This window comes from Arthrobacter sp. 01T428, assembly GCF_056398685.1.
This window is the reverse complement of the sequence record NZ_JBFTPW010000022.1, coordinates 1-24,135: the sequence shown is the minus strand read 5'-3', so window position 1 is coordinate 24,135 and position 24,135 is coordinate 1. Positions and strand designations below refer to the sequence as shown.

Sequence of the window (24,135 nt, the reverse complement as noted above, 5' to 3'; positions counted from 1 at the left end):
CTCAGTGGATAGCAAACACCCGGGCGGGAAAGCCGCTGCCCTCAAGGGGTTTTGGCCACGTCGCAACCAGGGCGGCACCCTTTTCCGGAAGACCATCCAGGTTCGCCAATAGCTCGATCTGCCAACGGTTCTGTCCCAGCACGTATGTCTCCAGGCTAAAGTCCTTGCGGGAAGTGGCCAGCCCCGGGTCCGTGTCTGTCTGTTCATGACCTACAGCCGCAATCGACCGTCGTTCAATCAGGAAGGTGAGGGCCTCCTGCGACCAGCCCGGACTGTGACTGATGCCTTCGTCGTCCCTGTTCGCCATGGCGTCGGCATCGGGCCAACGTCGGCTCCAGCCGGTCCGCAGTGCCACAAAGCTACCCGTCGGGACAGTGCCGTTTCGGGTTTCCCATGCGTGGATGTCCGCCACCGTGGGGGTGGCATCGGGATCAGCCTTGACCCGTTCTGAAATGTCCAGGATGACCAGCGGAAGGATCATGTCCCCTACCGGGATCTGATCCAAAGACCGGCCGCCGCGGATGAAATGTGAGGGGGGATCAACGTGTGTTCCCCATTGCCCGATGATCGAATAGCGGTGCGCGGTGAATCCGTCGCCATTCTCCAGATCGAACACGGCTTCCCTGATCTCGTCGGGGAAAGCGGGGAAGTGCGGTTGGCCTGGGTGGAATGCATGCGTCAAGTCGGCGAACGTCCTGCCCGCTATGAGGGGCTGGAGCCCGTCCCAAAAATCCGTCGTGGCGTTGTCGGTCATGATGCGACCCCGCTCTCGCGGGCCTCTGCCAGTGCGGTGGATGAGACGCTCACGACGCCGGATAGCTCTATGACAGGGACTTCCCAAGGGTGGATCTCCACAAGGTGACGCATGAACCGATCCACCCGCTCGTCGTCCAGGGCGGCGTCGAAGTACGTCGTGAAGACAAAGGTCGGCGAAATGGTCCGCTGGCCCACTTGCCCCAAGGTGGGGTTGGCGCCTTCAGCCACGGTGAATCCTTCGAATCCCACGCCGGACTCGAAAACGTGCCTGTAGTTTCCAAAGTCCCCCAACTCCGGGGAGTCCGCCAAGGCCTGAAGCAGTGCCGTAATGCCGTGGTCATTCCGGAACGCACCGGCCTCGCCCTCAGCGAGCCCAGCGAAAGTCTCGGACGCGATAGGCCAATGTACGCGCAGCTTGCGCACTGATTTCATTTCTATCTTCAAGGGGTCCTCTTCCCTGCGCTTGGCGCCGATTGCTTGACTGCCATGGTGGCATAACTGGCCTGATCATTACAAGCATTTTCAAATGCTCATAATGACCAATATAGTGAGAGGGTGGTCACGCTGGACCATCTCGTCCCCACATAGGCACGAATGAAGACCAACTGCTTGGAGCCCCGAACGATGCCCAGTAAGATCACGCTGTCCCGCATGCTCGACGCCGGCTCGAAGCTGACGCTGGACGGCGCACTCGCCACTGAGCTCGAGGCGCGGGGCTGCAATCTGGAGGACCCACTTTGGTCGGCCAAGGTGCTTCTGGAACAACCGCAGCTGATCAAGCAAGTGCACCGCGACTATTTCGATGCAGGAGCCACGGTAGCCATCACTGCGAGCTACCAGGCCACGCCGCGAGGCTTCAGACAGCGCGGCATCGGCGAAGCGGAAGCCTTGGGGCTGGTGGCATTGAGCGTACGCCTGGCCGACGACGCGAGGCGCGAATACTTGGCTGAAAACCCGGAAGCGGGACCCCTGCTGATTGCCGGATCAGTAGGCCCTTATGGCGCCTACCTCGCTGACGGTTCGGAATACCGCGGGGACTACACCCTCAGCCGGATCGAGTTCATGGAATTCCACAGGCCCCGGATCGCGGCGCTGGTGGAGGCGGGAGTGGACCTGCTGGCATGTGAGACGTTGCCTTCGGTTTCGGAGACGAAGGCACTGTTGGCACTCGTAGAAGAGTTCAACGTCGAAGCATGGTTCTCCTTCACGCTACGGGACGGGGAGCACATCAGCGACGGCACAACGCTGGCCAACGTCGCAAGGCTCTGTGCAACGCAGCCGCGCGTCGTCGCGATCGGCGTAAATTGCGTGCCTCTGGAACTGGTCTCTCCGTCGCTTCGAGCCCTCCGCAAAGTCACCTCAATCCCGTTGATCGCGTATCCGAATTCCGGCGAAAGCTATGACGCTCTAACCAAGACCTGGACGCCCGGCCCGGCCGTGGGCGGTGCTGATGGCAAGCAACCTGCAAGCATTGCGGAAGGAGCCGGCATCTGGCAAGAACTTGGCGCTCGGCTTATTGGAGGGTGCTGCAGGACGACACCGCAGGATATTGCTGGGATCGGTCGATATATGTGAGCGGGAGTCCGCCCGCGACCGTTGATATGTGAGCGAGGGTCCGCCCGCGACCGTTGATATGTGAGCGAGGGTCCGCCCGCGACCGTTGATATGTGAGCGGGCGTCCTGGAAGTCGGGGGGCGGGGGAGCCGGGCCTGCCTAGGCCTCCAGGACGTATGTCCTGAGATCGTCGAGGGTCTGCTGCATGTGCGCGTCCATGGCCTCGCGGGCCCGGGGGGCGTCGCCGGCTTCGAGGGCTTTGAGGATGGCCCGGTGATGTCCGATCGCGTGCCGCTGGATATCGGGGATTTGCGAGGTCTGGGTGCGCCGGGTTTCCAAGACGCGGTGCAGGGGCTCGAAGAGCACAGCGACGAAGACGTTGCCGGAGGCGTGGAGGATGACATCGTGGAAGCCCAGGTCCGCCTCGACGAACGCGCTCACATCGTTGGAATCGTGGGCCTTCTGCATGGCGGACACGTGAACCTGCAGCTGGTCGATTTCTTCGGGGGAGACCCGTGAGGCGGCCAGTTCGCAGGCACCGGTCTCGAGCATGCGGCGCAGCTCGATGAGCTGGACGGCCGCCGCGGCGTCGTTCTTTCCTTCCGAAGCCGCACGCAGCACAGCTTCGAGGGAAGCCCAGCGGTTCAGTGGGTTGACGAAAGTCCCCCGGCCGCGCTCCACGCTCAGGATTCTCTGGGCCTCGAGGGTCTTCATGGCCTCGCGGACCGTCATGCGGCTGACTTCATGCTTGGCGCTCAGTTCGAGTTCGCCGGGAACCACTGTGCCCGGCGGAAATTCGCCCGCGACGATGCGGTCCAGCAGCTCGTCAGCGACGACGCCGACCAGCGACTTGCGTGCCATGGTGCTCCGTTCCTAGATGTCTGACATCTTACGCTGGCGGCTGCCGGCTTTCGTTCCAAAACGCGCCGAGCGCCACGGCGCAAGCATGCGGCTGCTCCCAATGGACGCTGTGCCCGGCGTCGGGTATTGCCACGAGCCTCCGCAGCGGGCTGGCTGCCACGAAGGCTTCCGCTTGGTCCAGCGAACGTAATCGGTCCCCGACGCCGGCAATCACCAGCGTCGGTGCGGTCACCTTTTCGGGGACATCGGCAGCCACTCCGGCCATCGCCGCGAGGCCGCTGGGGCCAAGGACCTCGAAAGGCAGCTCAAATCCTCGGCTCAGCAAGCGATTGTCCTCCGGCGACAACGCCCCGAACCAGGCCTTCATGCACTTGGCGCGCGTCGCGTCGTCAATGAAGCCTTGCCGCAGCTGGGATTCGAGCATCGATTTGAAGCCTTCGTTCGGCGGGGCCGGAACCATGCCGATCAAGGCCACGCTGGCCACGAGCCCCGAGTGCCGCGCGGCCAGTGCCAGCGCCACGCTTCCGCCCATCGAATGGCCGGCAATGTGGACCGGTGCCGCGTTCCTGGCAGCAACGGCAGCAACGGCAGCGACGGAATCGGCAGCTGATTCCAGAGTCCACTGGAAGCCCGGAGGCAACATGTCCCCGCGGTGATACCCAGGCAAATCGACGATCCAGACGGTTCGTCCGGCGTCGAGCAACTCGGTGGCGAGTGGCTCCCAATAGGCGGACGTCGACGCCCAGCCGTGCACCAACAGAACGGGAGTTTGGGGCGGAAAGTCTGCCTTAACGGCGGCCGCCGGGAGGCGCATGTCCACGTGTAATGCCGCGACGGCGGGAGGCTCTTGAAGCATGCGCCAAGCATAGTGACGACTGACACTTGCACAGCCGAAAGCGGGTGTGTCACACTAGCATTCAAATATTAGATGTCTGACATCTTACATTTACCTTCAAAACCACGATGGAGTGCACAGTGACCCTTGAAGCCGATGTCCTGGCTGCCTTCCCGGCTGAAGTCCAGATCCCCGCTCAGCTGGTTGCCGACGCCGTAGCAGCGTCTTCCGCAACCTCGCCCCGCATCCTGGTAGTCCTCGACGACGACCCCACCGGCACCCAGTCGGTCGCCAACCTGCCGGTCCTCACCCGCTGGGAGGTCGCCGATTTCACGTGGGCGTTCGCCCACATCGCGGAAAGCCATTCTCAGCCTGCCGTCTACGTGCTGACCAACACGCGCAGCCTGGACCCGGTTGAGGCCGCTGCCCGCAACGAGGAAATCGTGCGGAACGCGCTCGCCGCCGCCGGCTCCCAGCTGCGCTTGGGATTCGTCAGCCGCTCCGACTCCACCCTCCGTGGCCACTACCCGCTGGAACCGGACGTCATTGCCGCCACTGTCGCGGACGTGACCGGCGAGGCGACCGACGGCGTCGTGATCGTCCCGGCGTTTCCCGACGCCGGGCGGGTCACCGTTGGCGGCGTGCACTACATGCGTGGCACCGGGCACGACGCCGGCAAGCTCACCCCGGTTGCCGAGACCGAGTTCGCCAAGGATGCGAGCTTCGGCTTCGCCAACTCCGAGATGGCCAGGTATGTGGAGGAGAAGTCGCAGGGCCGGTTCCAGGCAAGCGATGTGATCGTCCTGGACCTGAACATCATCCGTGCCGGGGCCTCAGCCCAGGACCCTGCCATTTCCGCCAAGGCCATTGCAGACGCGATCGAACCCGCCACGAACTCCACGCCGATCGTCGCGGACATCGTCACCGAGAATGACTTCCGGGCACTGGCCCTCGGGCTTGAAGAAGCCGAACGCCGCGGCAAGAAGCTGCTCTACCGTGTGGGTCCGCCCTTCGTCCGCGGCCGCATCGGCCAGGAAATCCGTGAGGCGCTCAGCGGCGAGGAAGCCTACGAAGGCAACACTCCCTCCACAGCCGGTGGCCTCATCGTTGTTGGTTCGCACGTCGGCGTCACCACGCGCCAGCTCAATGCCCTGACGGCCCAGCATGGCGCCGCCCGGATCATCGAGATCGACGTCGAGAAACTGCTCGCTAGCGGCGCGGAGGCCTACTTGGACGAGACGGTCGCCGCCGTCGTCATTGCCCTCCGCAATGGAGACGTCATCGTCCACACGAGCCGCCTGCTCATCAAGACCGACGACGCCGCGGCGAGCCTGAAGATTGCCCGCACCGTCTCTGCCGCCGTCGTCGCGATCGTGAACCGGACGCTCAAGACCTTCCCGCCGCGCTTCGTCATCGCCAAGGGCGGCATCACGTCCTCGGACGTGGCAGCGCACGGCCTGGAAATCCGCCACGCGATAGTCCGCGGCCCCATGTTGCCCGGCATCGTCTCGCTGTGGGAGCCGGTGGACGGGCCCGCGAAGGGCATCCCGTACATCGTCTTCGCCGGCAACGTGGGCGACGACGAATCCCTCGCGCACGTCACGCGCAAACTCAGCAACACCTTCTAGCCGATCCTCTTCCTAACGCAACCCCAGCATTCAATGGAGAACACCATGACCAGCAATTACACCGTCGCCGTCCTCGGCCTGGGCGCCATGGGCCTGCCGATGGCTACCCGCCTGGCGACCCAGCTCACCGTCCACGGCTTCGATATCGCCGAGCCGCGCCTGAAGCTCGCCGCCGACGCCGGGATCCGCACCTTCGCGTCGGCGCGCGAAGCCTCGGAAGGCGCCGACGCCCTGCTCCTTGCCGTGCGCAACGGCGAACAGCTCGACGCCGTCCTCTTCGGCGAGAACGGCGTCGCTCCCGTGCTCAAGCCGGGCGCCGTCGTGATCCTCGGTAGCACAGTCGGTACCGAGGCTATTCCGGCCGCCGTGGCCCGCCTGGCCGAATACGGCGTCGAACTCGTGGACGCGCCGCTCTCCGGCGGCCCCAAGCGTGCCGGCGAAGGGGACCTCCTGATCGTGGTTGGCGCGACGCCGGCGGCCCAGGAAAAGGCCCGCCCCGCGCTCGAACTGCTGGCCTCCACGCTCACCGTTGTTGGCGACAAGCCCGGCGACGGCCAGGCCCTCAAGACCGTCAATCAGCTCTTGTGCGGCGTGCACATCGCTGCTGCAGCCGAAGCCATGGCACTCGCGGACGCCCTCGGACTCGACCAGGCGAAGACCCTCGCGGCGCTGGAAGCAGGTGCCGCTGGCTCCTTCATGCTGTCCAACCGCGGCCCACGAATCCTCGAGGCTTACACCGAGGATGGCCCCGAGGTCCTCAGCCGTCTGGACATCTTCGTGAAGGACATGGGCATCGTCGGCAAGGCGACGCGTGCCGCCGGCCTCGCCGCCCCGGTCGCCGCCGCTGCCGAACAGCTCTACCTCCTCGGCCAGGCCCAGGGCGACGACGGCGGTCCCCCCTCCGCCGTCGTCGCCCCTCTCGCCGGCCTCGAGTCCAGGCCGGCTCTGTCAAAGGAGACACCCCTGATGATTCCCCTCATCAATTCCTTGGCGGTCCGGGCAGCTGATGCCCCCGCCATCAAACCGTCCGTAGCCCTTGGGACCCCGCTGCTGCTGACCATTGCAGTTGCGGGCGTCGCGCTGCTGTTGCTCATGATCATCCGCTTCAAGATCCAGGCCTTCGTGGCATTGCTGGCCGTGAGCATCCTGGTGGCCGTTGCCGCGCAGATCCCCTTGGCGGACGTATTCACCGTCGTGGCCAACGGCGTGGGCGGAACCATGGGCAAAGTCGCATTGCTGATTGCCCTCGGCGCCGTGTTGGGCCGCATGATCGAGGTGTCCGGCGGCGTGCAATCGCTGGCCAACCACTTCACCGAGAAGCTCGGTGCCAAGCGCGTCGCCGTGGCACTGACCGCCGTCGGCTTCCTCGTTGCCATTCCGGTGTTCTTCGAAGTAGGCATCATCGTCCTGGTGCCGATCGTCTACGCCTTCGCGAAGATCGCCAAGCTGCACCCCATCAAGTTCGGCCTTCCCATGGCCGGCATTATGCTCTCGATCCACGTCGCCGTTCCTCCCCACCCGGGCATCGTTGCCGGGGCAGGCGTCATGGGTGCCGACATCGGACTGATCGCGATGATTTCGCTCATCATCTGCGTGCCGCTCGGTTTCCTGTCCTACTGGGTTGCCAGCATCATGAACCGCAAGGACTACGAACTGCTCCCGGGCGTCCGCGACCAGATCGAAGAATTCGGCTCCGATTCCTTGGTGCGCGTCGGCCACGACGGTCCCGGTGCCAGCGCAGTCGCTCCGCCGCGTCCGGGCCTGATCATGTTCCTCATCGCCGCCCCGATCGTCCAGATCCTGCTCGGCACAGCCGGTACCCTCCTGATCAACAAGAAGGACTACTGGTACGGCGTCGCGTCTTTCGTGGGCAACCCGTTCTTCGCCCTGCTGGTGGCCGTTGCGCTCGCGTTCTTCCTGCTGGCGGTCCGCCGCCAGTGGTCACTCAAGGAAACCGGCGAAATCTTCGAAGGCGCGTTGCCTCCCATCGCCTCGATCCTCATGGTGGTTGCTGCCGGCGGCGTGTTCGGCGGCGTCCTGCAGGTCTCCGGGATCGGCGCGGCCTTGTCCCAGACGCTGGACTCCCTGGGCGTGCCGATCATCCTCCTCGGCTTCATCATTTCCCTGGCACTGCGTGCCGCACAGGGATCGGCCACGGTCGCCATCGTCACCACCACCGGCCTCCTCTCGGCTGCCGTCGCCCAAGGCGGCTACACCCCCGCGCAGATCGCCGTCATCGTGATCGCGATCGGCTTCGGCGGACTGGGCCTGTCCCACGTGACCGACGCCGGTTTCTGGGTGGTGGTGCGCTACTACGGCCTCACGGTGTCCGACGGCCTCAAGACCTGGACCGTGCTCACCACCATCCTGGGCGTCGCGGGCTTCCTGCTCAGCTATGTCGCCTGGATCCTGGTGGGAGGCCTGGCCCACTGATGCATGTACGCCTTGACGACCTTGTAGGCTCCGCGCTGGAGCGAGGAGCCGCGGTTCCGGCCTTCACCTGCTACGACTTCACCACCGCCCTCGCGGTGGTGGCCGCAGCAGAGGAGTCCGGCCGCGGAATCATTCTGCTGGTTGCTCCGAAGACCGCGGCCACCCCGTCCGGCTTGCGGCTCATTGGGGCATTGCGCGCCTTGGCCGACGACGCCCGCGTGCCGGTCTCGGTGCAGCTGGACCACGCCTCGGACCTCGAGGTCATCCGTGATTCGGTGGCAGCCGGTGCCGACGCCGTGCTGGCCGACGGTTCGTCCCTCCCATTCGAGGAAAACATCGCTTTGGTCCGCTCCGTACATGAGGTCGTGCTAGACGCCGGTGCTTCGGACATCGTCATCGAAGCGGAACTTGGCGGGCTGGCGGGCGACGAGGACAAGGCCTTCGGTGCTGACCTTCACGCTCATCCGGCCAGTGACCATCCGGCGGGCCTGACCGACCCGGGCCAGGTACTGGAATTCGTATACCGCACTGGTGCCCAGCTCCTGGCCGTTGCCGTGGGGAATGCGCATGGCCGTTACGCCGGCGAGCCCAGGCTGCACTGGGATGTGCTGGAGGACATTGCATCGCGCACTGAGCTTCCGCTCGTGCTCCACGGCGCGTCGGGCATTCCCGCGGCAGACCTGGTCAAGGCCACGTCAATGCGCGTGGGCAAGGTGAACTTCAACACGGAGCTCCGCACCGGCATCCTCGCCACGCTCGAAGCCGAGACAACCCCGCACCGGGCCGACGGCGAGAACCTCCAGGGCCTGCTGGGGCGCTGGAGTTCCTCGGCAGGGGCGTTCGCCGGAGCAACACTGGACATGCTGAGTCGCTAGGCGCGGCTCGCGGGGCGGCCACGCCGCCACGCCGCCGCGCCTCCGCGCAACGCAGGGAGGCTAGGATCAGCACATGATCGTAGCCTCCCTGATTTTTGCCCTCCTTGCCGGCTTGCTGCACGTCTACATCTTCAGCATGGAGTCCATCACCTGGACCCGTCCGGCCACGTGGAAGCGCTTTAGCGTCGCTTCCCAGTCCGACGCGGAAACCACCAAGGGCCTCGCCTACAACCAGGGTTTCTACAACCTCTTCCTTGCCATCGGGGCGCTCGCCGGGATCGTCTTCGTCGCTCTTGGTCATCCGCAGGTGGGCTGGACCCTCGTCTTCAGCTCGTGCGGCTCCATGCTGCTGGCGGCAATCGTGCTCGCCTTGAGCGGCAAGAAGTACCTCCGCCCCGCGGTTCTTCAGGGCACGACGCCGCTGCTCGCCGTCGTGCTCGGCATCCTTGCCGTGGCGCTCGGCTAAAGATATGAGCGAGCGTTGGCGAAAATGGCGTGAGATGTGAGCGAGCGTCCTACGAGGCAAACGCTCGCTCACATGTGTGCCCTCCAGGCCAGTCGCTCGCTCACTTATACGGGCTTTTGGCGTGACGCTAGCTCACCCGTCAAAACCCTGAACCCCAATTCGGGGTTGAATCCGTGGATCTCCCGCGTGTCCAGTGCCGACATGAAGGCCAGGATCTCCTCCGTGATCACCTGCCCGGGAACCAAGACAGGGAATCCGGGAGGGTAGGGGGTGACGAAGGACGCCGAGACCATTTCCTCTCCTGCCGCGACCCTTCGCAAAAGTTCTGCCGTGCTGAAATATTCGCAGGATCCGGCTTTGTAGCTCTCGAAGTAGGCGTCCCGCATGTTGCCGTCCGGCGTCTGCGCATCTACCCGGAATCGTTCGGCGAAGCGGCTGAAGTCCGGCAGGGGTGGCGGTGTGCTGGTCAGCGCGGCGACACGGGCAAGGCGCGCTCGCTGACCCAGACCGCTCAGGCCGGATTGCTCATCTTCAAAGGTTTCGGCCAGCTTGACCAGGACCTCAACGAGGTAGGCGACGGCACTCCGCGAGGTGCCGATGTTGGTCATGAAGAGAACGCTGTTCCTCGACGTCTTGTTGACCTGGATCCCGTACTTGTCCATCAGGAAGTCGTGCTTGAAGGTATCGCCGTCCACGCCGGTGAGGCCGATATGCAGGGTCAAACGGCTCGGATCAACAACGAATTCGTCGCGCTCCCAGGCTTCCGACATGGCCGCGAGCCCGTCGCGAAGCGGCATTTGCCGGCTCGTTTCGCGGTACTGAGGCGGTATGAGGTCCTTGGTGCCGAGGACGCGGAAGTACTTCTTCAACAAGGGATGCCTCGCCACGGCCTGGGCGATGCTGACCGCGAGATCTGCCTGCCGTTGCACCAGTTCGTATCCTTCGAACTCGACCTGCCGCCGTCCCATGTCCAAGGACGCCAGGATCTGGTAGTTGGGGGACGTGGAGGTGTGCGTCATGTACGCCTCCCGGAAGCTCTCCTCGTTCAACTGGCCGAAGTCCTGGTCATGGATATGGATCATGGACCCCTGCCGGAGCGACGTCAGGGTCTTGTGCGTCGACTGCGTTGAGTAGACCCTCACGCGGGCCTTCGCCGGATCGGGCAGCAGTCGTGTCTTCAGGAGCAGCTCATCGCTGACGTGCCCGACGCCGGAACCCGGCCCGCCGTCGTCGGGCTCGCCGCCGCCGTCGTAACCGCCGGCCGCCCCACCGCCCAGCGCGCGAAGCTGTTCGGCGTGCCGCCGGGCGTAGGCCGGATCCGCGAACTTTGCCTCGAGGGACCGGGCCGAAGCCATGGCCGTACGGCGGCGGTAGATGTGGTGGAAGCCCGCGAAGGCGAACCAGGCCTCGTCCCACAGGAACACCAGGTCCGGCTTGATGGCGAGGCACTCCTCCATCACTCGTTCGACGTCGTACACGATGCCGTCGAACGTGCAGTTGGTGAGGGCGAGCATCTTGACCTCGTGGAGCCGGCCTGCCCGGCGGTAATCCAGGAGCATCCGCTTGATGCTTTCCAAAGGAACGGCGCCGTAGAAGGAGAAATCGTCCAGAGGGTAGGCGTCCAAATACGAGACCTGCGCGCCGGCCAGCATGAGGGCGTAGTGGTGCGACTTGTGGCAGTTTCGGTCCACCAGAACCACGTCGCCGGGAGCCAGGATCGATTGGTGCACGATCTTGTTGGCTGTCGACGTTCCATTGGTGACAAAGAGCGATTTCTGGGCGCCGAATGCCCGGGCCGCTAGCTTCTGGGCCTGCTTGAGGGAGCCGTGCGGATCCAGGAGCGAATCGAGCCCGCCGGACGTGGCCGAGGTTTCCGCGAGGAGCAGGTTCAGGCCATAGAACTCACCCAGATCGTTGATCCACTTGGAATGGATGACCGATCCGCCCCGGGACACGGGCAAGGCATGGAAAACGCCGGCAGGTTTGCGGCTGTATTGCTGGACCGCGTGGAAGAACGGCGCCTCATACCGTTCCGCGATGCCGGCGAGCAAGGACAAATGGAGCTCCAGCCCATCCTGGCGGCGGAAGATCCGGCGGAATTGGCGGGTCAAGGAACCGGCGAGTTCTTCGATCCCCACGCCCGCCACAAGGTAGAGATCAAGCTCGGGCCGGAGTTGGCCCAGCTTCTCCGCCAAGCTCAGGATGCGGTCCAGGGGTCGCTGGGGGAGCGACTGCCCCAGGAACCTGTCCAGGAAGCTGCGCACATCCCGGCCCAGGCGCTGCTTGGTGTTGGGGACGAAGCCTGGCCGCAGTACGCACGCCTGGATGTCGGGGTTGAGCAGGACAGCTACGATGGCGTCCTCGAAGCTCGGCACGAACACGAGCTCGTAGTTGAAGGAGTCGGCGGGACGGCGCTGGCTATGCAGTTCTGTTTGAAGGGCTTCACGGTCGGCGCTGGAGACGTCATCGATCACGAGGACCTCGAACCGCTTGCGCGACTCGGCGGGTTCTTCCACCCGTTCCGATTCGCGTTCCGGGTCCTGTGCGGGTTCCTGGGCGTGGTGGTTGTGGCCGGCAACTCGTCGCGCGACCGGTTCGATGAGGCTTAGCGCCTCAAGGTATTCTCCAGCCTCCAGGATTCGCCGCATTTCCGTGACATATTGCTGCCCCGGAGACGCCCAATACATTTCGAGGGATTCCAGCAGCGGCAACAACCTTCGGACGTCCCTTGGCAGTTCCCGCGGCGGCCGGCCGGCGCCCGTGAGAGACCGGGCGGCGGCCAGCTGTTTGACGGCGTAGCCAAGGAACTCCCAAGCGTCGGCGCGCACCCGCCACGCGCTGCTGGGGACCTCGCCGCCGGACCCGGAATCGTCGTCGGCGTTTGGCCTCGTCGCCGAACCGGGGCCAAGCGCTTGACCGCTGGCAAGGCCGGCTGGAGCGAAGGGAAATGGGGCTGACTGCACTGTCGCGAAATCGGCGCGTGCCACGATGACTCCTTTGTCATGGATTGATAGCACTCTCTACTAAACGCCGCGCGCCGTCGCGGTGTACGGCAAATGTTCGGGTTGCCGTCTGGGTTTCCAGATGGGAGCCGCACTTCCCGTCATATGTGAGCGAGCGTCGGGGGATTTGCCGTCATACGTGAGCGGGCGTCGGGGGATTTGCCGTCATACGTGAGCGAGGGTTGGGCGGCTAGCCTTCGCGCCACAGGGGCAACGGAACCACGCTGCGGCTGCGTCCGGACTCGTCCAACACGTGCCCGAGGCGTTTGTAGTTGCGGACCACGGCTTGCCGGGAGATGACGGCGCTTCCTGGCGCTCGCTCCGCCAGTTCGCGCTCGTGGCTTTGGACTTCGAGGTAGTCGCGCACCCACAGCGTCACGAGCAGATTCTGAGCGCCCAGAACCTGGGCGCTGAGCCTGCAATTCGGGAGGGCCGCGAAATAGCGCCCGACGGCGTCAACGTGGTGGGCGGGCACGTTGAGGATCAGGCTCACTTCCCTGAGTCCTTGTTGGGCTGAAGCGGACGTATCGCACCTCAGCGTCATGTAGCCGGACGCGAGGAAGCGCTCCACCCGCCGTCGTGCCGTTTGCGGAGCGACGCCGCAGGCGGCGCCCAGTTCCGCCCAACTGGCCCGCCCGTCCCGTGCTAGTTCCTCCAAGAGGGATGCGTCGAGCCGGTCGGGAGCGTAGGCGGTCGGGGCGGGCAGGGGTTCCGCCGACATGAGCCGGGCCCGCGCCGGTTCGAGGGTGCCGCTGCGCCAGTCGGAGGCCTGCCGGTACAGCTTGGTGACGAAAACGACCTCCCGGTGGGTCACTCCGGGGAGGCCTGCAAAAGAGCCGGTGACGATCTCCATGAGCTCTTCGTGGCTTGAGGCGAAGCAGTCGATGAAGAGATCGTGCGAGCCGGACACCAGCGAAACGGTGCCGAAGGCCGGCTCCGCGCACAGCTTGTGGACCAGGGCTTCGTTCTCGCTTGGCAGCGACGAAAGGCTGATGAACGCAGACCACCCCGCGCTCAGGTAGCGCGGACCCGGGGCCGGGGTGATCCATGCCAGTCCCTGCTCCGCAAGAGAGTTCCAGCGGCGCGCGACGGTTGGCCCGGACAAGCCCAGGACATCCCCCACGCGGCTCCAGTCGGCACGGGGATTGATCTGAAGGGCATTGACGATTTCAAGGTCAGTTTCGGAGATCATGGCTGATTCCTTCAAAATTCGCGGTTCTCAGATGATTTCAAACAAATTCCTAGCCAGTGTAGACGGCGGACCTAACGTTGTGACTCGCATCACCCGCTCGCATCCGAAGACCCAGGCAACGAAGCCCCCAACACTCAAGGAAGCACATGGCAAGCAAGACAGCACCTCCGGCGACTGCGGCCGTCGCCCGCCGGACGATCACCGGCATGATCGTGGCGATGGCCCTGATCGAATCCCTCAGCGGAGTCACCCAGGGATACCTGAACCCCATCCTCCCCGCCTTGGGGCCGGCCTTTTCGATCGACGACCCCACCATCAACGGTATTTTCCTCATCTCGAACGTGAGTTTCGCGGTGCTCACGCCGATCATCTCGCGGCTCGGCGACAGCTACGGCTACAGGCTCGTCCTGCGCTGGTCGACGGCGGTAGTCGCGGCCGGCGTCGTCATGATGGCGATGTGGCCGTCGCCGTGGACGGTGACGATCGGCGTAGTCATGCTCACGTGCGTGGTTGGTTTCATCCCTCTGATGATGGGCATCCTGCGCGTGAGCAGCCCGGCGCAGACCCGCACCGGGGTCAGCGTGATGATCGGCATGCTCATGATCATGGTCGGCGCAGGCGGCCTGCTTGCCGGGATCATCGGCGTCGACGATCCCACCCTCGGTTTCTGGGTTGCGGTGCCGTTCGCGGTTGCCGGGCTGCTTTGCTCCTTCGTCCTGCCCGACGCCGGAACCCCCACGGGCGAGGGACTCGCCCTGGTGCCGCTCATGGCATGTTCCCTAGGACTCATCGGCTTCGTGGTGGCGCTTTCGATGGGCCCGGACTGGGGCTGGTTGGATGCCAAGACCCTGGGATCCGGAATCATCGGGCTCGCGCTGTTGGCTTATTGGGTGGTCCTGGACGCTCGACGCGTCAACGGGAAGCGCTTCATGGACCTGCGGATGCTTGCCATCCCGCGGATCCGGACGGTCTCGCTGGCCACCTTCTTCTTCGGTTTTGCCTCCATCAGCTACTTCGGCACCAACGGGATCTTCCTGTACTCAAACCCGGACAAGACCGGCTACGGCTTCGCGCTGAGCCCCCTCATCATCGCAATCGTCCTAGCTGCCGCATCGGTGCTCTCGCTGTTCTCCTCGCTTCTGACCTCAAAGGCGCTCAGTCTGTTTGGCGAACGGGCCACCCTGGTGTTCGCCGGTCTCCTCCTGGCGGGCGGCTTCCTGGTCATGGCGGCTGCGCACGGCTCCCTGGCCGGCTACTGCACCGGATTCGCCATGTTCAACTTGAGCCTTGGCATGTATCAGGCAGGAACCCGGGCACTGTCTGTTGAGGGTGTTCCGCTGGAGGAAACTTCGACGGCGGCCGGCCTCAACGAACTGGCGCTGTCCGTTGGCATCGCGGTGGGCGCCGCCGTCGTGAAGCTCATCTCCTCGTCTTCAGTCCAGTCCGGGCACATCAGCGAGGGCGGGCTCCTGTCGATCTGGATTGCCCTGGCCATCGCGGCCTTGGTCGCCGCGGCAGCTGCCGCCCGCTACCCGAAGCGCAAAGCCGCGGCGACAACTGCAGGGGTCGCCGTATGAAAGCCGCGGCGACAACTGCAGGGGTCGCCGTATGAAAGCCGCCTCCCTCGAAACCGCAACGCCCGTCACGACCTCTTCGGCCGCCGTCGGGCGCTCCATCTCCGCAGCGCTGGAACGCTGGGAGCCGGAAATCCTCGGCCTGAGCCACGCGATCCACGCCGATCCCGAGCTCAGCGGGCAGGAGTTCCGGGCCGCCAAGCGGGTTAGCCGGCTGCTCCGGAGCGCGGGCTTCAGCTTTGACGATCCGCAGCCTGTGCTCCCGGCTTCTTTCAGCGCGAGGTTCGGGACGGGTGAGCTGGTGGTCGCGCTGTGCGTCGAATACGACGCCTTGCCGACCATCGGGCATGCCTGCGGACACAATGTGAACGCCGCCTGCGCCGTGGGGGCGGCACTCGCGCTCGCTTCCGTCGCCGACGAGCTCGGGATCACCGTCAAGGTCCTCGGCACTCCTGCGGAAGAGACAAATGGCGGCAAGGTCGATCTCATTGGTGAGGGCTTCTTCGAGGACGTGTCTCTGGCGATGATGGCCCATGCCGGTGCCGAGGACGTCATCGGCGGCTCATCCTTGGCCATGGGTATGTGGGACGTGCTTTATGAAGGGCGGCCTGCGCACGCCGCCGCCGCTCCGTCAGAGGGTGTCAATGCCCTCGACGCCCTCGTGATCGCACAGACGGCGATTGCCTTGGCCCGGCAGCAACTTCCGCCCGGCTCGGTTGTTTCGCTGATCGTGACCGAAGGCGGGAGCGCCGTCAACGTCATACCCGAGCGGGCACGGGCGAGCGTCGAAATGCGCTCACCCAGCATCAAGAATCTTCGCGTCATCGAGGAACGCGTGCGGCGCTGCCTGGAAGCGGGTGCACTTGCCAGCGGAAGCACGCTCAAGGTCACCCCCACGGGCAATGCCTACGCTGAACTCAGGCAGGACCGGTACCTTTCCGAGGCGTACCGGACAGCAATGTCCACCCGGGGGAGGGCTGTTGAGTTCAACGAAGATTCAGTAGCTTCCACAGATATGGGCAACGTCTCGCAACTGGTCCCGAGCATCCATCCGCTGCTCGGCTACGACGTCGGCGGGGCCGCCCACCACACCGCCGAGTTCGCTGCCTACGGCTCGTCGGCCTCCGCGGACCGGGCGGTCTTGGACGGCGCGTTCGGCCTGGCCTTGGCTGCCTGCGCGGCGGCCAGCGATCCGCGGCAACGGGAACGGCTGCTAACCCGCCGAACCAACTGAACTCCCCTGCAGGGACGCTCGCTCACTTATGATGCCAAAATCGGGATCCCTCGCTCAGATCATCTGAGCGACGGTCCCGGGGCTTTCAGTCATAGGTGAGCGAGCGTCGGGGATATTCGGGTCATAGGTGAGCGAGCGTCGGGGAGGGCGGGCCGCACCCACGAATTCACCCCGTCGCCCGCTCTGGTTCCCGCCGTCGAGCGGGCGGACAATGATCTCAGCAGTTCGCGAAGGAGTGCAATGGGATTCTCGAGGCAACAAAAGACGGCGCCGGGCATGGCCGCATTTGGCCGCCCTCGTGATCCCGTGATCGATCTCGCCCGGTTCTTCTGCCTCGTTCTGGTGGTGCTCTCGCACTGCATGATGGTCAGCCCGGTCCTGCACCCGGACGGCACCGTCACCACCGAAAACACACTCATGGAACAGCACTGGTTCGAACCCGTCCTGTGGGTGTTCCAGGTGATGCCGCTGTTCTTCGTCCTTGGCGGGATCACGGGACTGGAATCGTGGCGTCGATTGCGTGCGCGCGGAGGATCCGGCATCGACTACGCGCAACTGCGGCTCCTGCGCCTCATCCGTCCGGCAACTGCGCTGCTGGCGTCGATGTTCGTGGGGCTCTGGGCCGCGAGCCTGCTTGGCGTCGACCCGGAAGTGGTCCAGCTCATCGCGACCGGCGCGGGCATGCCCTTGTGGTTCCTGGCCGCCTACCTCGCCACCCAACTGAGCGTTCCCGTGCTGGCCCGGCTGCACGGACATTCCCCGTGGTTGACCCTCGGCGGGCTCGTTGCCGCCGTGATCACCCTGGACTCCTTGCGCGGGGCGTTCCCGATGCTCGCCTTCGTCAACATGCTCTTCGTGTGGTGCGCGGTCCAGCAATTCGGCTTCTTCATCGCTGACGGCATCTTCGCTGGACGCAGCCGGGGCTGGTTCGCGGGGTTGATCGTGGGCAGCAACCTGCTCTTGGGGTTCGTGACTGGAATCGGGGTCTACTCAGGAAACATGATCGTGGACCTGAACCCGCCCAACTTCTGCATGCTGCTTCTGGGTTTGTCCCAGGCTGCAACCCTCCAATTGCTCCGCCCCGCTCTTGCCTGGGCGGCCGGCGTGCGCTGGATCCGTTGGATGGTGGCCGTGGCGGGCCGACGGTCCATGACGGTCTACTTGTGGCATTTGCCGCTGCTCGCAGCCATGTCCGGGCTGCTTCTGCTTACGGACTTCCCCAAGCCAGCGGCAGGTACGGCCGAATGGTGGTGGGCCCGCCCGCTGGTGCTGCTGGGCGTCCTCCTGCTCTTGCTTCCGGTCCTGCTGCTGTGCGGAAGGCTTGAAGAGCGCCCGACGGCGGCCAGCCACGCGCGCGGCAGGACGCACGTCGCGGTGGTGACTGCCGGCGTCGTGGTCTTCATTCCAGTGGTGGACGCCGCGTTCAACGGACTCACGCTGACCCTTCTGGGTGGGGGAGCGGCGTGCTTCGCGCTGGGAGTGTTGCTCCTGGGACGGATACCCGCCGGACTCCCGTCCGCGGCCGTTCCCGATGCCCCTGCGGGGCCATTGCCAGAGCCCGGTTTACGTGCGAATCTCGACTCATGACTGAGTTCACGGATTCAACCGCAGAGTCGTTCAGCCCGGACGTGACAACGGTCAGGAACGACAAATTCCACCGCTACGAGCTTCTTGTCGATGGTGAAGTAGCCGTGATCTCGCAGTTTATGGACAAACCCGGCCACATCGACTTCCTCCACACTGAGACGCGCCCGCAGTTCAAGGGCCGCGGGCTGGCGAAGGTCCTGGCCCATTTTGCCTTGGACGACGTCGTCGCCTCCGGCAAGCGGATCATCCCGCATTGCCCATTCATCGCCGCCTATCTGCGCAGGCATGAGGGATACGAGCTCGACGTCGATTGGCCGCCGGAACCTCCGGTAGGGGAACCGGACAACGATTAGCCAGACGCGGTTTTGCCTTAGAAAACGCCGGAAGACCACCCTGCTGACTAAGTCATGGCCCCGGCATTGAGCCAGCCGATCTCTGATTCGGAAACAATTTGCGAAGTTCGCGACACGATTCACACCCCCAGCCGCACGCCACTTTCCGTCTTTGCTGTAATCGGGCCGAACTGCCGCCCCGGGCGGGCCACCGTCGCGGTGTAGGTGCCTACTTTTGTGCCTTCCTTTTCTGCCATTGCCAGGCGTGCCAGAACAGAAGCGTCGCCAGGATCAGAGCGGTGGCTTGGAGAAGCTGCGGGGTCATGTTCATCAGGATGAACGGGAACGGCATCGTATTTCCCGGAGTGGGGGTGAGCGGGGCCATCGCCTCATTGATGATCACCATGATGCCTATGATGAGCGCCAGCTCGAGCACCCATAGCCCGATGATGAACGGATTCACCGCGGCCCTCCGCTGAGGTACCTCGACCGCGCCTAGGTGATGCTCCAGCGCATTCCCGTGCTCGTCGATTTCGCGGAATTCAATCCTGCCATGAGCCTCGTCCATGGTCTGTTCCTCCCGGTTGGTGTGCCGTGGCCCCCACAGAGGCTCGAAAGGCGCACTTTTGAGGCACTCTACCGCGAGCACCGAAAACGTACGAGTACCGCCGTCGAGATGGCATTTGACGGCCGGGACGTGCATCACCACACGGAGCGTCAACGGCGCTAGTCTGGGCGCATGACAACTCGTGCCAACGAACTCACCGCCCTGGTCACCGGTGCCACTGCCGGGCTCGGTGCGCAATTCGCCCGTCAGCTGGCCGAATCCGGCCACCACCTGGTCCTCGTGGCCCGCGACGAAACCCGGCTGAGGTCAAGCGCCGAGGTGCTTGAACGGGACTTCAGTATCTCTGTGGAGGTGCTGCCCGCCGACTTGACCTCCGACGTCGGGGTTGCGGCTGTCGTGGCCAGGCTGCGGGACGCTTCGCGGCCGGTGGACGTGCTGGTCAACAATGCCGGAATCGGTTTGCTGAATTCTTTCGAGAAGAACGATGTGGAAGACGAAAAGCGGCATTTGCGGCTGCATGTCCAGACGCCCATGGAGCTGTGCCACGCGGCGTTGGGGGTGATGTTGGCACGCAAGTCGGGCAGGATCATCAACGTTGCGAGCGTTGCGGCATTCGCGAACCGGGGAAGCTATTCGGCGGCCAAGGCTTGGCAGGTCAGCTTCAGCCGTTGGGCGAACACCGCGTATGCCGGCAGCGGCGTGAAAGTCACCGCGGTGTGCCCGGGCTTCACCCACACGGAGTTCCACGATCGCATGGGCATGGACAAGTCGGTGGCTCCGCGCTTTTTGTGGCTTAACGCCGAGCGCGTTGTCCGGGAAGGGTTGGAAGACAACGCCAAGGGCAAAGGGATTTCCATTCCGTCGAAGCGCTACAAAGCGATCACCGCCGTCATGCGCTTCCTGCCGGCGAAGCTTACGTCGGGTCCGCCCCGCCTCGCCGCGAAGCAATCCGGGTCCGCGAAGTAGGCCGGGGCGCCTGGACCAGCACCGCCACCGCGATCCCGATCACGGCTCCCACGAACGTCTCCACCCCGCGTTCCAGGACGAGCACGCCGGGATCCGCGGGCGCAGCCAACTGAGTCATGAGCAAAATGACCGGAGTGAAGAACACCATGGCCCAGCCGTAATGCCGGGCCATGAACAACTCGGTGGGGAACTGGAACCCGATCACCAGCAGGGCAAGGATGAGGGTGGTTTGCCCGGGGAAATAGTGCAGCGGGGACAGCGGTCCTGGAAAGAGCACGACGGCGACAATCGCCAATCCGAGGAACGTCCCCACGATACGGTGAATGCCGCGGTGCAGGCGGCTCGGCACATCGGCTCCGGCCAGCGGAACGGCGGCCGCGGCCATCGCCCAGTGCGGATGCCCGCTGCCCGTGAGCACTCCGCAAGCACCTGCCGCGCCGACGGCGAGCACATACCGGGCCGCGTGGAGTCCGGCTGCTTGGCGCAGCCGCGCCGAGGATGCAGGAATGTCCCGGACGGCGCCACGTTCCCACACCCGGTACCGAAGCCAGCCGGCAAAACCCACCACCATCGAAAACGCTGCCGATGCCGCACAGATCAGGACCGCAGCAAGGAACGGGATGTGCGCTGGAACAGAAGCGCATGCTCCGAGGGCCAGGATTCCGAAGAACGGGCCATTGGGTTTGAGCCGCACCTTGTCCGAGAACAGCGAGCCCACACCCGCCAGGAGCCCTTCGATCACCACCAATCCCCATGAGTGGATATGGGAGACGGACAAGAACGTGCCCACGGAAACGCCGGCCAGGAGCACGGCGGCGGCCTGGGCCTGGTGTTTGAGCCGCAGTTGGTGCGATTCGGCACGACCGTACATGCCGGTCAGGGCGCCGAACACGGCGTAGATGATGAGGTCCGCCCGGCCAATCGCAAGAAGCACAAGGGCCGGCACGGCGACGCTCAGTGCGACGCGGACGGCAGCCAGGTGATCGTTGCTTGCCGGTGGAACGGTATGAAGCGCACGGGCATGGGCAATGATTGATCGCAACGGGACACCACCAATCAACTCAGCCGATCATTGGGAAGTTATCAGCACCCCACGATCCGCGCCATTAGCTGGGTCACAACGTTTCCTTGTGCGTCCCCACCCAACTAGCTCGCAGTTGTTGTCGTTTTGGGGCGCGGAAACGACAACTACTGCGAGTCAGTTGGGTGTGGCGGGAGGCGAGTCAGGCCGGGAAGCATCGCAACGCCGTCGAGCGGGCGGATTCCAGCGCTTCGCGAACGGGACGTTTGCGGTGTTGTTCGGAGAGGATTTCCACACCCCACGGCCCGTTGAAGCCGATGGCCTGGAGCGTTGTGATGAACCCCGCGACGTCTTGGTCGCCCTCTCCGCAAAGGCGGCGATTGTCGCGGGTGTCCTCGAAGAGCGTCCCCTTGATTTCCGCATCAGCGTCATTGAGCTCGACGCCGAAAATCTGTTCGGCGGTGAGGCTGCGGGACAGTTCATCCAAGCTTGTTCCCGCCCGGAAGACATGCCAGTAATCAACCACCAAACCGCAGTCCGGCATATCGACAGATCGCATGAGCTCGGCCGCCGCCGGCATCGAACCGACCATCGAAAACGGCATTGGCTCGAGCGCAATGCGGGTCCCTCGTTGTGAGGCTTCCTTTGTCAGGTGCCGCAGCGGTTCCACCAGGAATTCGAGATCATCCAGGGGCTCACCGAACGCCGTTCCTATCTTGATGAAGCGCGCGCCCAGTGTTTCGGCCGCCTCGAGCAGCAGTTCGAATTGCGGCTTCCATTCGTGGGAGCGGGATTCGTCCCACCAGTTGCTGAGAAGCTCGACTTCAACGTGGCGGAGGCCTGCTTGATCGATGAGTTTCCTGAGCCCGGAGAAGCCGATGGTGTCGCTTGCGGCCACCAGGTCGTCGTACGCCAATCCGAACCCTGCCCATCCGGTAGAGGCGATGGCTTCCAGTCGCTCGCCCAGGGGGACCGGGCTTGTCTCGGGAATGGTCAAAGGCGCAACGTCTCCTGCGCTGGTCCAGCAGGTCGCGATTAGTTCGGGTGTGCTTGAGTACATCATCGTTCTCCTCGCGACAGTGCGCGGCTAGTTACGGCAGGTGAGGGCGTGGATACCCAGTCACAATCTAATTGGAACGCTCCATTGACAATTGGTCAAGCCTTGATTTAGCGTTGGAGCGTTCCACAAAGCGATCTGAATCACATCGCGAAAAGTGGATCACATCCGTTCATACCTAGATGGTTCCGGCGTCCCCTGCCTTCGACGGCACAGATACGGGGTCGACGGTCGAAGTACGCGACATCAAAGGAGATTTCACGTGGCAAAGCTCAATTGGCGGCGGGGCGCAGTGGCGCTGGCCGTAGTACCGCTTCTGGCCCTGGCAGCATGTTCCAGCGGAGGCGGGAAGCCGGCTGACACCGCCAACGCCGCCGGTGGCGGACAAGCCGCCAGCACTCCCCGGATCAAGGTAGCGCTCATCACCCACGCCGAGGCTGGGGACACGTTCTGGGACATCGTCCGCAAAGGCGCGGAGGCGGCGGCCGCGAAGGACAATGTCGAGGTTCTTTATACGAGCGACGCCGACGCGGGGCGCCAGTCCCAGTTGGTGCAGCAGGCCATCGACCAGAAGGTTGACGGCATCGCCGTCACCATCGCCAACCCGGGCGCAATGAAGGACGTGCTGAAGAAGGCCACCGACGCCGGCATCCCGGTGGTGAGCTTCAACGCTGGCGGTGACGTCTCCGCGCAGATGGGGGCGTTCACCCATTTCGGTTCCAATGAGACCCTGGCTGGCGAAGCGGTGGGCGCCAAGCTGGCTTCGCAGGGCTACAAGCACCCCATCTGCGTGATCATGTCACAGGGACAGGTGCAACTCGAACAGCGGTGCGCAGGCGTGAAGACGAAGGTGCCCGGGACCGAGATCCTCTATGTCAACGGGGCTGATATGACGGCAGTGCAGTCCACTGCGACGGCGAAACTGCAGGCCAGCAAGGATGCGGACGTGATCATCGGGTTGGGCGCTCCCTTCACCTTGACCATTCTCAAAGCCGTGGCAGATGCCAACAGCCCCATCAAGGTGGCCAGCTTCGACCTGAACCCCGCACTGGCGCAGGCGATCAACGATGGCAAGGTCCTGTTCACGGTGGACCAGCAGCCGTGGCTCCAGGGCTACTTGTCCATTGACTCGATCTGGCAGAACAAGCTTGGTGGTTTCAAGGTCGGTGGCGGGCAGCCTGTCCTCACGGGCCCGACGATCGTGGACAAGTCCAACATTTCCGACGTTCTGAAGTTCGTTCAGCAGGGCATCCGCTAATCCGATGACCGCTCGGCTCGCGCGGCACGATTTCCTTGCCGCGCGAGCTGATCGAGAAGAAAGGTATTTCATGGCTTTAGTTACTGCCCCGGCACCCAAAACTGCCGCGGATGAGCGGGTCGCGAAGCGGAGCCCGTTGAGCAAGTTGATGGCCCGTCCTGAAGTCGGCGCCCTGGTGGGGGCCGTTGTTCTCTTCATTTTCTTCGCTTCGGTGTCCGGGACATTCACCCAGCCGAATGCTTTGGCAACGATCCTGTATGGGTCTTCCACGATCGGGATCATGGCGGTGGGGGTGTCGCTGTTGATGATCGGCGGCGAGTTCGACCTCTCCACCGGCGTGGCCGTGATCTCCTCGGCGCTCACCGCTTCCCTGTTCAGCTGGTATTTCTCGATGAACGCATGGGTCGGAGTGGTGATTGCACTGCTGGTGTCCCTGACGATCGGCTTCATCAACGGCTGGATCCTGGTCAAGACGAAGCTGCCGTCCTTCATCGTGACGCTGGCGACGTTCCTGATGCTCACGGGCCTGAACCTGGCCCTGACCCGGCTGATCGGCGGGTCCGTGTCCTCGCCGTCGATTTCCAAGCTGGACGGGTTCGAGTCGGCGCATGCGGTGTTCGCGTCCTCGGTCAGCATCGGCGGGGTCGAGGTGAAGATCACGGTGTTCTTCTGGATCATCCTGGTCGCGATCGCGTCCTGGGTGCTGCTGCGCACGAAGGTGGGCAACTGGATCTTCGCCGCCGGCGGTGACGCGAACGCTGCCCGTGCGGTGGGTGTCCCGGTGACGAAGACCAAGATCGGCTTGTTCATGGCGGTGGGGTTCTGCGGCTGGGTCCTGGGCATGCACAACCTTTTCGCGTTCGACGCGGTGCAGTCCGGTGAGGGCGTGGGCAACGAGTTCCTGTACATCATTGCCGCGGTGATCGGCGGCTGCCT

General features: G+C 64.4%; 21 protein-coding genes and 1 pseudogene. 13 read left to right on the top strand and 9 right to left on the bottom strand.

Annotated features, from left to right (window positions below; genetic code table 11):
• Position 1 precedes the first annotated feature (1 nt).
• A complete protein-coding gene (locus tag AC1DJB_RS19395; protein ID WP_332602606.1) occupies positions 2–754 on the bottom strand; it encodes a cyclase family protein in 753 nt (250 codons plus the stop codon).
• Positions 751–1,188, bottom strand: coding sequence for a YqfO family protein (locus AC1DJB_RS19390; protein WP_306972647.1), 438 nt, complete (start codon positions 1,186–1,188; stop codon positions 751–753). Before AC1DJB_RS19390 ends, AC1DJB_RS19395 begins: the two co-directional genes overlap by 4 nt.
• Positions 1,189–1,380: 192 nt before the next feature.
• On the opposite strand from AC1DJB_RS19390, the gene mmuM reads away from it, so the two are divergent.
• A complete protein-coding gene (gene mmuM / locus AC1DJB_RS19385) occupies positions 1,381–2,331 on the top strand; it encodes a homocysteine S-methyltransferase (protein ID WP_441438113.1) in 951 nt (316 codons plus the stop codon).
• Between the two features lie 138 nt (positions 2,332–2,469).
• Here the strand turns inward: mmuM and AC1DJB_RS19380 are convergent, their stop codons facing one another.
• Together AC1DJB_RS19380 and AC1DJB_RS19375 are read right to left on the bottom strand one after the other, a co-directional pair.
• Positions 2,470–3,171 carry a FadR/GntR family transcriptional regulator gene (locus AC1DJB_RS19380; protein WP_059388380.1) on the bottom strand — a complete coding sequence of 234 codons (702 nt, stop codon included), beginning with the start codon at positions 3,169–3,171 and terminating at the stop codon, positions 2,470–2,472.
• 28 nt (positions 3,172–3,199) lie between these two features.
• Positions 3,200–4,027 (bottom strand): alpha/beta fold hydrolase, encoded by an 828-nt coding sequence (locus AC1DJB_RS19375; protein ID WP_441438112.1) that lies wholly within the window; start codon positions 4,025–4,027, stop codon positions 3,200–3,202.
• 119 nt (positions 4,028–4,146) lie between these two features.
• Here AC1DJB_RS19375 and AC1DJB_RS19370 point away from each other — a divergent pair, with 119 nt between their 5' ends.
• From AC1DJB_RS19370 to AC1DJB_RS19350, 5 genes and pseudogenes are all read left to right on the top strand, one after another.
• Complete coding sequence (locus AC1DJB_RS19370) at positions 4,147–5,634, top strand: four-carbon acid sugar kinase family protein (RefSeq protein ID WP_476910745.1); 1,488 nt, start codon at positions 4,147–4,149, stop codon at positions 5,632–5,634.
• 45 nt (positions 5,635–5,679) lie between these two features.
• Positions 5,680–6,558 (top strand): annotated as a pseudogene (locus tag AC1DJB_RS19365) (NAD(P)-dependent oxidoreductase); the annotation flags it as partial.
• A 42-nt stretch (positions 6,559–6,600) separates the two neighbouring features.
• Entirely contained in the window at positions 6,601–8,067 is a 1,467-nt protein-coding gene (locus AC1DJB_RS19360; protein WP_059388381.1) for a GntP family transporter, read from the top strand.
• Entirely contained in the window at positions 8,067–8,942 is an 876-nt protein-coding gene (locus AC1DJB_RS19355) for a class II fructose-bisphosphate aldolase (RefSeq protein WP_476910744.1), read from the top strand. Before AC1DJB_RS19360 ends, AC1DJB_RS19355 begins: the two co-directional genes overlap by 1 nt.
• A 73-nt stretch (positions 8,943–9,015) precedes the next feature.
• Positions 9,016–9,408 (top strand): DUF1304 domain-containing protein, encoded by a 393-nt coding sequence (locus AC1DJB_RS19350; protein ID WP_476910743.1) that lies wholly within the window; start codon positions 9,016–9,018, stop codon positions 9,406–9,408.
• 104 nt (positions 9,409–9,512) lie between these two features.
• On the opposite strand, the gene AC1DJB_RS19345 is transcribed toward AC1DJB_RS19350, so the two are convergent.
• Both AC1DJB_RS19345 and AC1DJB_RS19340 read right to left on the bottom strand, forming a co-directional pair.
• Positions 9,513–12,395, bottom strand: a complete 2,883-nt coding sequence (locus tag AC1DJB_RS19345) for an aminotransferase class I/II-fold pyridoxal phosphate-dependent enzyme (RefSeq protein WP_476910742.1) — start codon at positions 12,393–12,395, stop codon at positions 9,513–9,515.
• A 205-nt stretch (positions 12,396–12,600) separates the two neighbouring features.
• Positions 12,601–13,602: an Lrp/AsnC family transcriptional regulator gene (locus tag AC1DJB_RS19340; RefSeq protein WP_441433736.1), complete on the bottom strand. Its 1,002-nt coding sequence runs from the start codon at positions 13,600–13,602 to the stop codon at positions 12,601–12,603.
• Between the two features lie 146 nt (positions 13,603–13,748).
• Between AC1DJB_RS19340 and AC1DJB_RS19335 the strand changes: the two genes are divergently transcribed.
• The 4 genes from AC1DJB_RS19335 (at position 13,749) to AC1DJB_RS19320 (ending at position 18,350) form a co-directional block, all read left to right on the top strand.
• Positions 13,749–15,179: an MFS transporter gene (locus AC1DJB_RS19335; RefSeq protein WP_476910741.1), complete on the top strand. Its 1,431-nt coding sequence runs from the start codon at positions 13,749–13,751 to the stop codon at positions 15,177–15,179.
• A 31-nt stretch (positions 15,180–15,210) separates the two neighbouring features.
• Positions 15,211–16,410: an amidohydrolase gene (locus AC1DJB_RS19330; RefSeq protein ID WP_476910740.1), complete on the top strand. Its 1,200-nt coding sequence runs from the start codon at positions 15,211–15,213 to the stop codon at positions 16,408–16,410.
• 240 nt (positions 16,411–16,650) lie between these two features.
• The gene (locus AC1DJB_RS19325; protein ID WP_476910739.1) at positions 16,651–17,997 is read left to right on the top strand and encodes an acyltransferase family protein; all 1,347 of its coding nucleotides are present in this window, start codon (positions 16,651–16,653) and stop codon (positions 17,995–17,997) included.
• Complete coding sequence (locus AC1DJB_RS19320) at positions 17,994–18,350, top strand: GNAT family N-acetyltransferase (protein ID WP_059388386.1); 357 nt, start codon at positions 17,994–17,996, stop codon at positions 18,348–18,350. Before AC1DJB_RS19325 ends, AC1DJB_RS19320 begins: the two co-directional genes overlap by 4 nt.
• Before the next feature lie 208 nt (positions 18,351–18,558).
• Here the strand turns inward: AC1DJB_RS19320 and AC1DJB_RS19315 are convergent, their stop codons facing one another.
• Positions 18,559–19,050, bottom strand: a complete 492-nt coding sequence (locus tag AC1DJB_RS19315) for a hypothetical protein (protein WP_476910738.1) — start codon at positions 19,048–19,050, stop codon at positions 18,559–18,561.
• An 18-nt stretch (positions 19,051–19,068) separates the two neighbouring features.
• On the opposite strand from AC1DJB_RS19315, the gene AC1DJB_RS19310 reads away from it, so the two are divergent.
• Positions 19,069–19,863: an SDR family NAD(P)-dependent oxidoreductase gene (locus AC1DJB_RS19310; RefSeq protein WP_307053844.1), complete on the top strand. Its 795-nt coding sequence runs from the start codon at positions 19,069–19,071 to the stop codon at positions 19,861–19,863.
• Here AC1DJB_RS19310 and AC1DJB_RS19305 read toward each other — a convergent pair.
• Together AC1DJB_RS19305 and AC1DJB_RS19300 are read right to left on the bottom strand one after the other, a co-directional pair.
• Positions 19,811–20,905: an FUSC family protein gene (locus tag AC1DJB_RS19305; protein WP_476910737.1), complete on the bottom strand. Its 1,095-nt coding sequence runs from the start codon at positions 20,903–20,905 to the stop codon at positions 19,811–19,813. The genes AC1DJB_RS19310 and AC1DJB_RS19305 overlap by 53 nt on opposite strands.
• Before the next feature lie 181 nt (positions 20,906–21,086).
• Entirely contained in the window at positions 21,087–21,947 is an 861-nt protein-coding gene (locus tag AC1DJB_RS19300) for a sugar phosphate isomerase/epimerase family protein (RefSeq protein WP_476910736.1), read from the bottom strand.
• 256 nt (positions 21,948–22,203) lie between these two features.
• Here AC1DJB_RS19300 and AC1DJB_RS19295 point away from each other — a divergent pair, with 256 nt between their 5' ends.
• Together AC1DJB_RS19295 and AC1DJB_RS19290 are read left to right on the top strand one after the other, a co-directional pair.
• A complete protein-coding gene (locus tag AC1DJB_RS19295; RefSeq protein ID WP_284754399.1) occupies positions 22,204–23,199 on the top strand; it encodes a substrate-binding domain-containing protein in 996 nt (331 codons plus the stop codon).
• Between the two features lie 70 nt (positions 23,200–23,269).
• Positions 23,270–24,135 (top strand): ABC transporter permease (locus tag AC1DJB_RS19290; RefSeq protein ID WP_476910735.1); only part of this gene is annotated, 866 nt, incomplete at its 3' end.

Excerpts from the sequence above, each read along its gene's own strand:
- AC1DJB_RS19395 (WP_332602606.1), bottom strand. The coding sequence starts at position 754 with ATGACCGACAACGCCACGACGGATTTTTGGGACGGGCTCCAGCCCCTC.
- AC1DJB_RS19390 (WP_306972647.1), bottom strand. The coding sequence starts at position 1,188 with ATGAAATCAGTGCGCAAGCTGCGCGTACATTGGCCTATCGCGTCCGAG.
- mmuM (WP_441438113.1), top strand. The coding sequence starts at position 1,381 with ATGCCCAGTAAGATCACGCTGTCCCGCATGCTCGACGCCGGCTCGAAG.
- AC1DJB_RS19380 (WP_059388380.1), bottom strand. The coding sequence starts at position 3,171 with ATGGCACGCAAGTCGCTGGTCGGCGTCGTCGCTGACGAGCTGCTGGAC.
- AC1DJB_RS19375 (WP_441438112.1), bottom strand. The coding sequence starts at position 4,027 with ATGCTTCAAGAGCCTCCCGCCGTCGCGGCATTACACGTGGACATGCGC.
- AC1DJB_RS19360 (WP_059388381.1), top strand. The coding sequence starts at position 6,601 with ATGATTCCCCTCATCAATTCCTTGGCGGTCCGGGCAGCTGATGCCCCC.
- AC1DJB_RS19355 (WP_476910744.1), top strand. The coding sequence starts at position 8,067 with ATGCATGTACGCCTTGACGACCTTGTAGGCTCCGCGCTGGAGCGAGGA.
- AC1DJB_RS19350 (WP_476910743.1), top strand. The coding sequence starts at position 9,016 with ATGATCGTAGCCTCCCTGATTTTTGCCCTCCTTGCCGGCTTGCTGCAC.
- AC1DJB_RS19340 (WP_441433736.1), bottom strand. The coding sequence starts at position 13,602 with ATGATCTCCGAAACTGACCTTGAAATCGTCAATGCCCTTCAGATCAAT.
- AC1DJB_RS19335 (WP_476910741.1), top strand. The coding sequence starts at position 13,749 with ATGGCAAGCAAGACAGCACCTCCGGCGACTGCGGCCGTCGCCCGCCGG.
- AC1DJB_RS19330 (WP_476910740.1), top strand. The coding sequence starts at position 15,211 with ATGAAAGCCGCCTCCCTCGAAACCGCAACGCCCGTCACGACCTCTTCG.
- AC1DJB_RS19325 (WP_476910739.1), top strand. The coding sequence starts at position 16,651 with ATGGGATTCTCGAGGCAACAAAAGACGGCGCCGGGCATGGCCGCATTT.
- AC1DJB_RS19320 (WP_059388386.1), top strand. The coding sequence starts at position 17,994 with ATGACTGAGTTCACGGATTCAACCGCAGAGTCGTTCAGCCCGGACGTG.
- AC1DJB_RS19310 (WP_307053844.1), top strand. The coding sequence starts at position 19,069 with ATGACAACTCGTGCCAACGAACTCACCGCCCTGGTCACCGGTGCCACT.
- AC1DJB_RS19300 (WP_476910736.1), bottom strand. The coding sequence starts at position 21,947 with ATGATGTACTCAAGCACACCCGAACTAATCGCGACCTGCTGGACCAGC.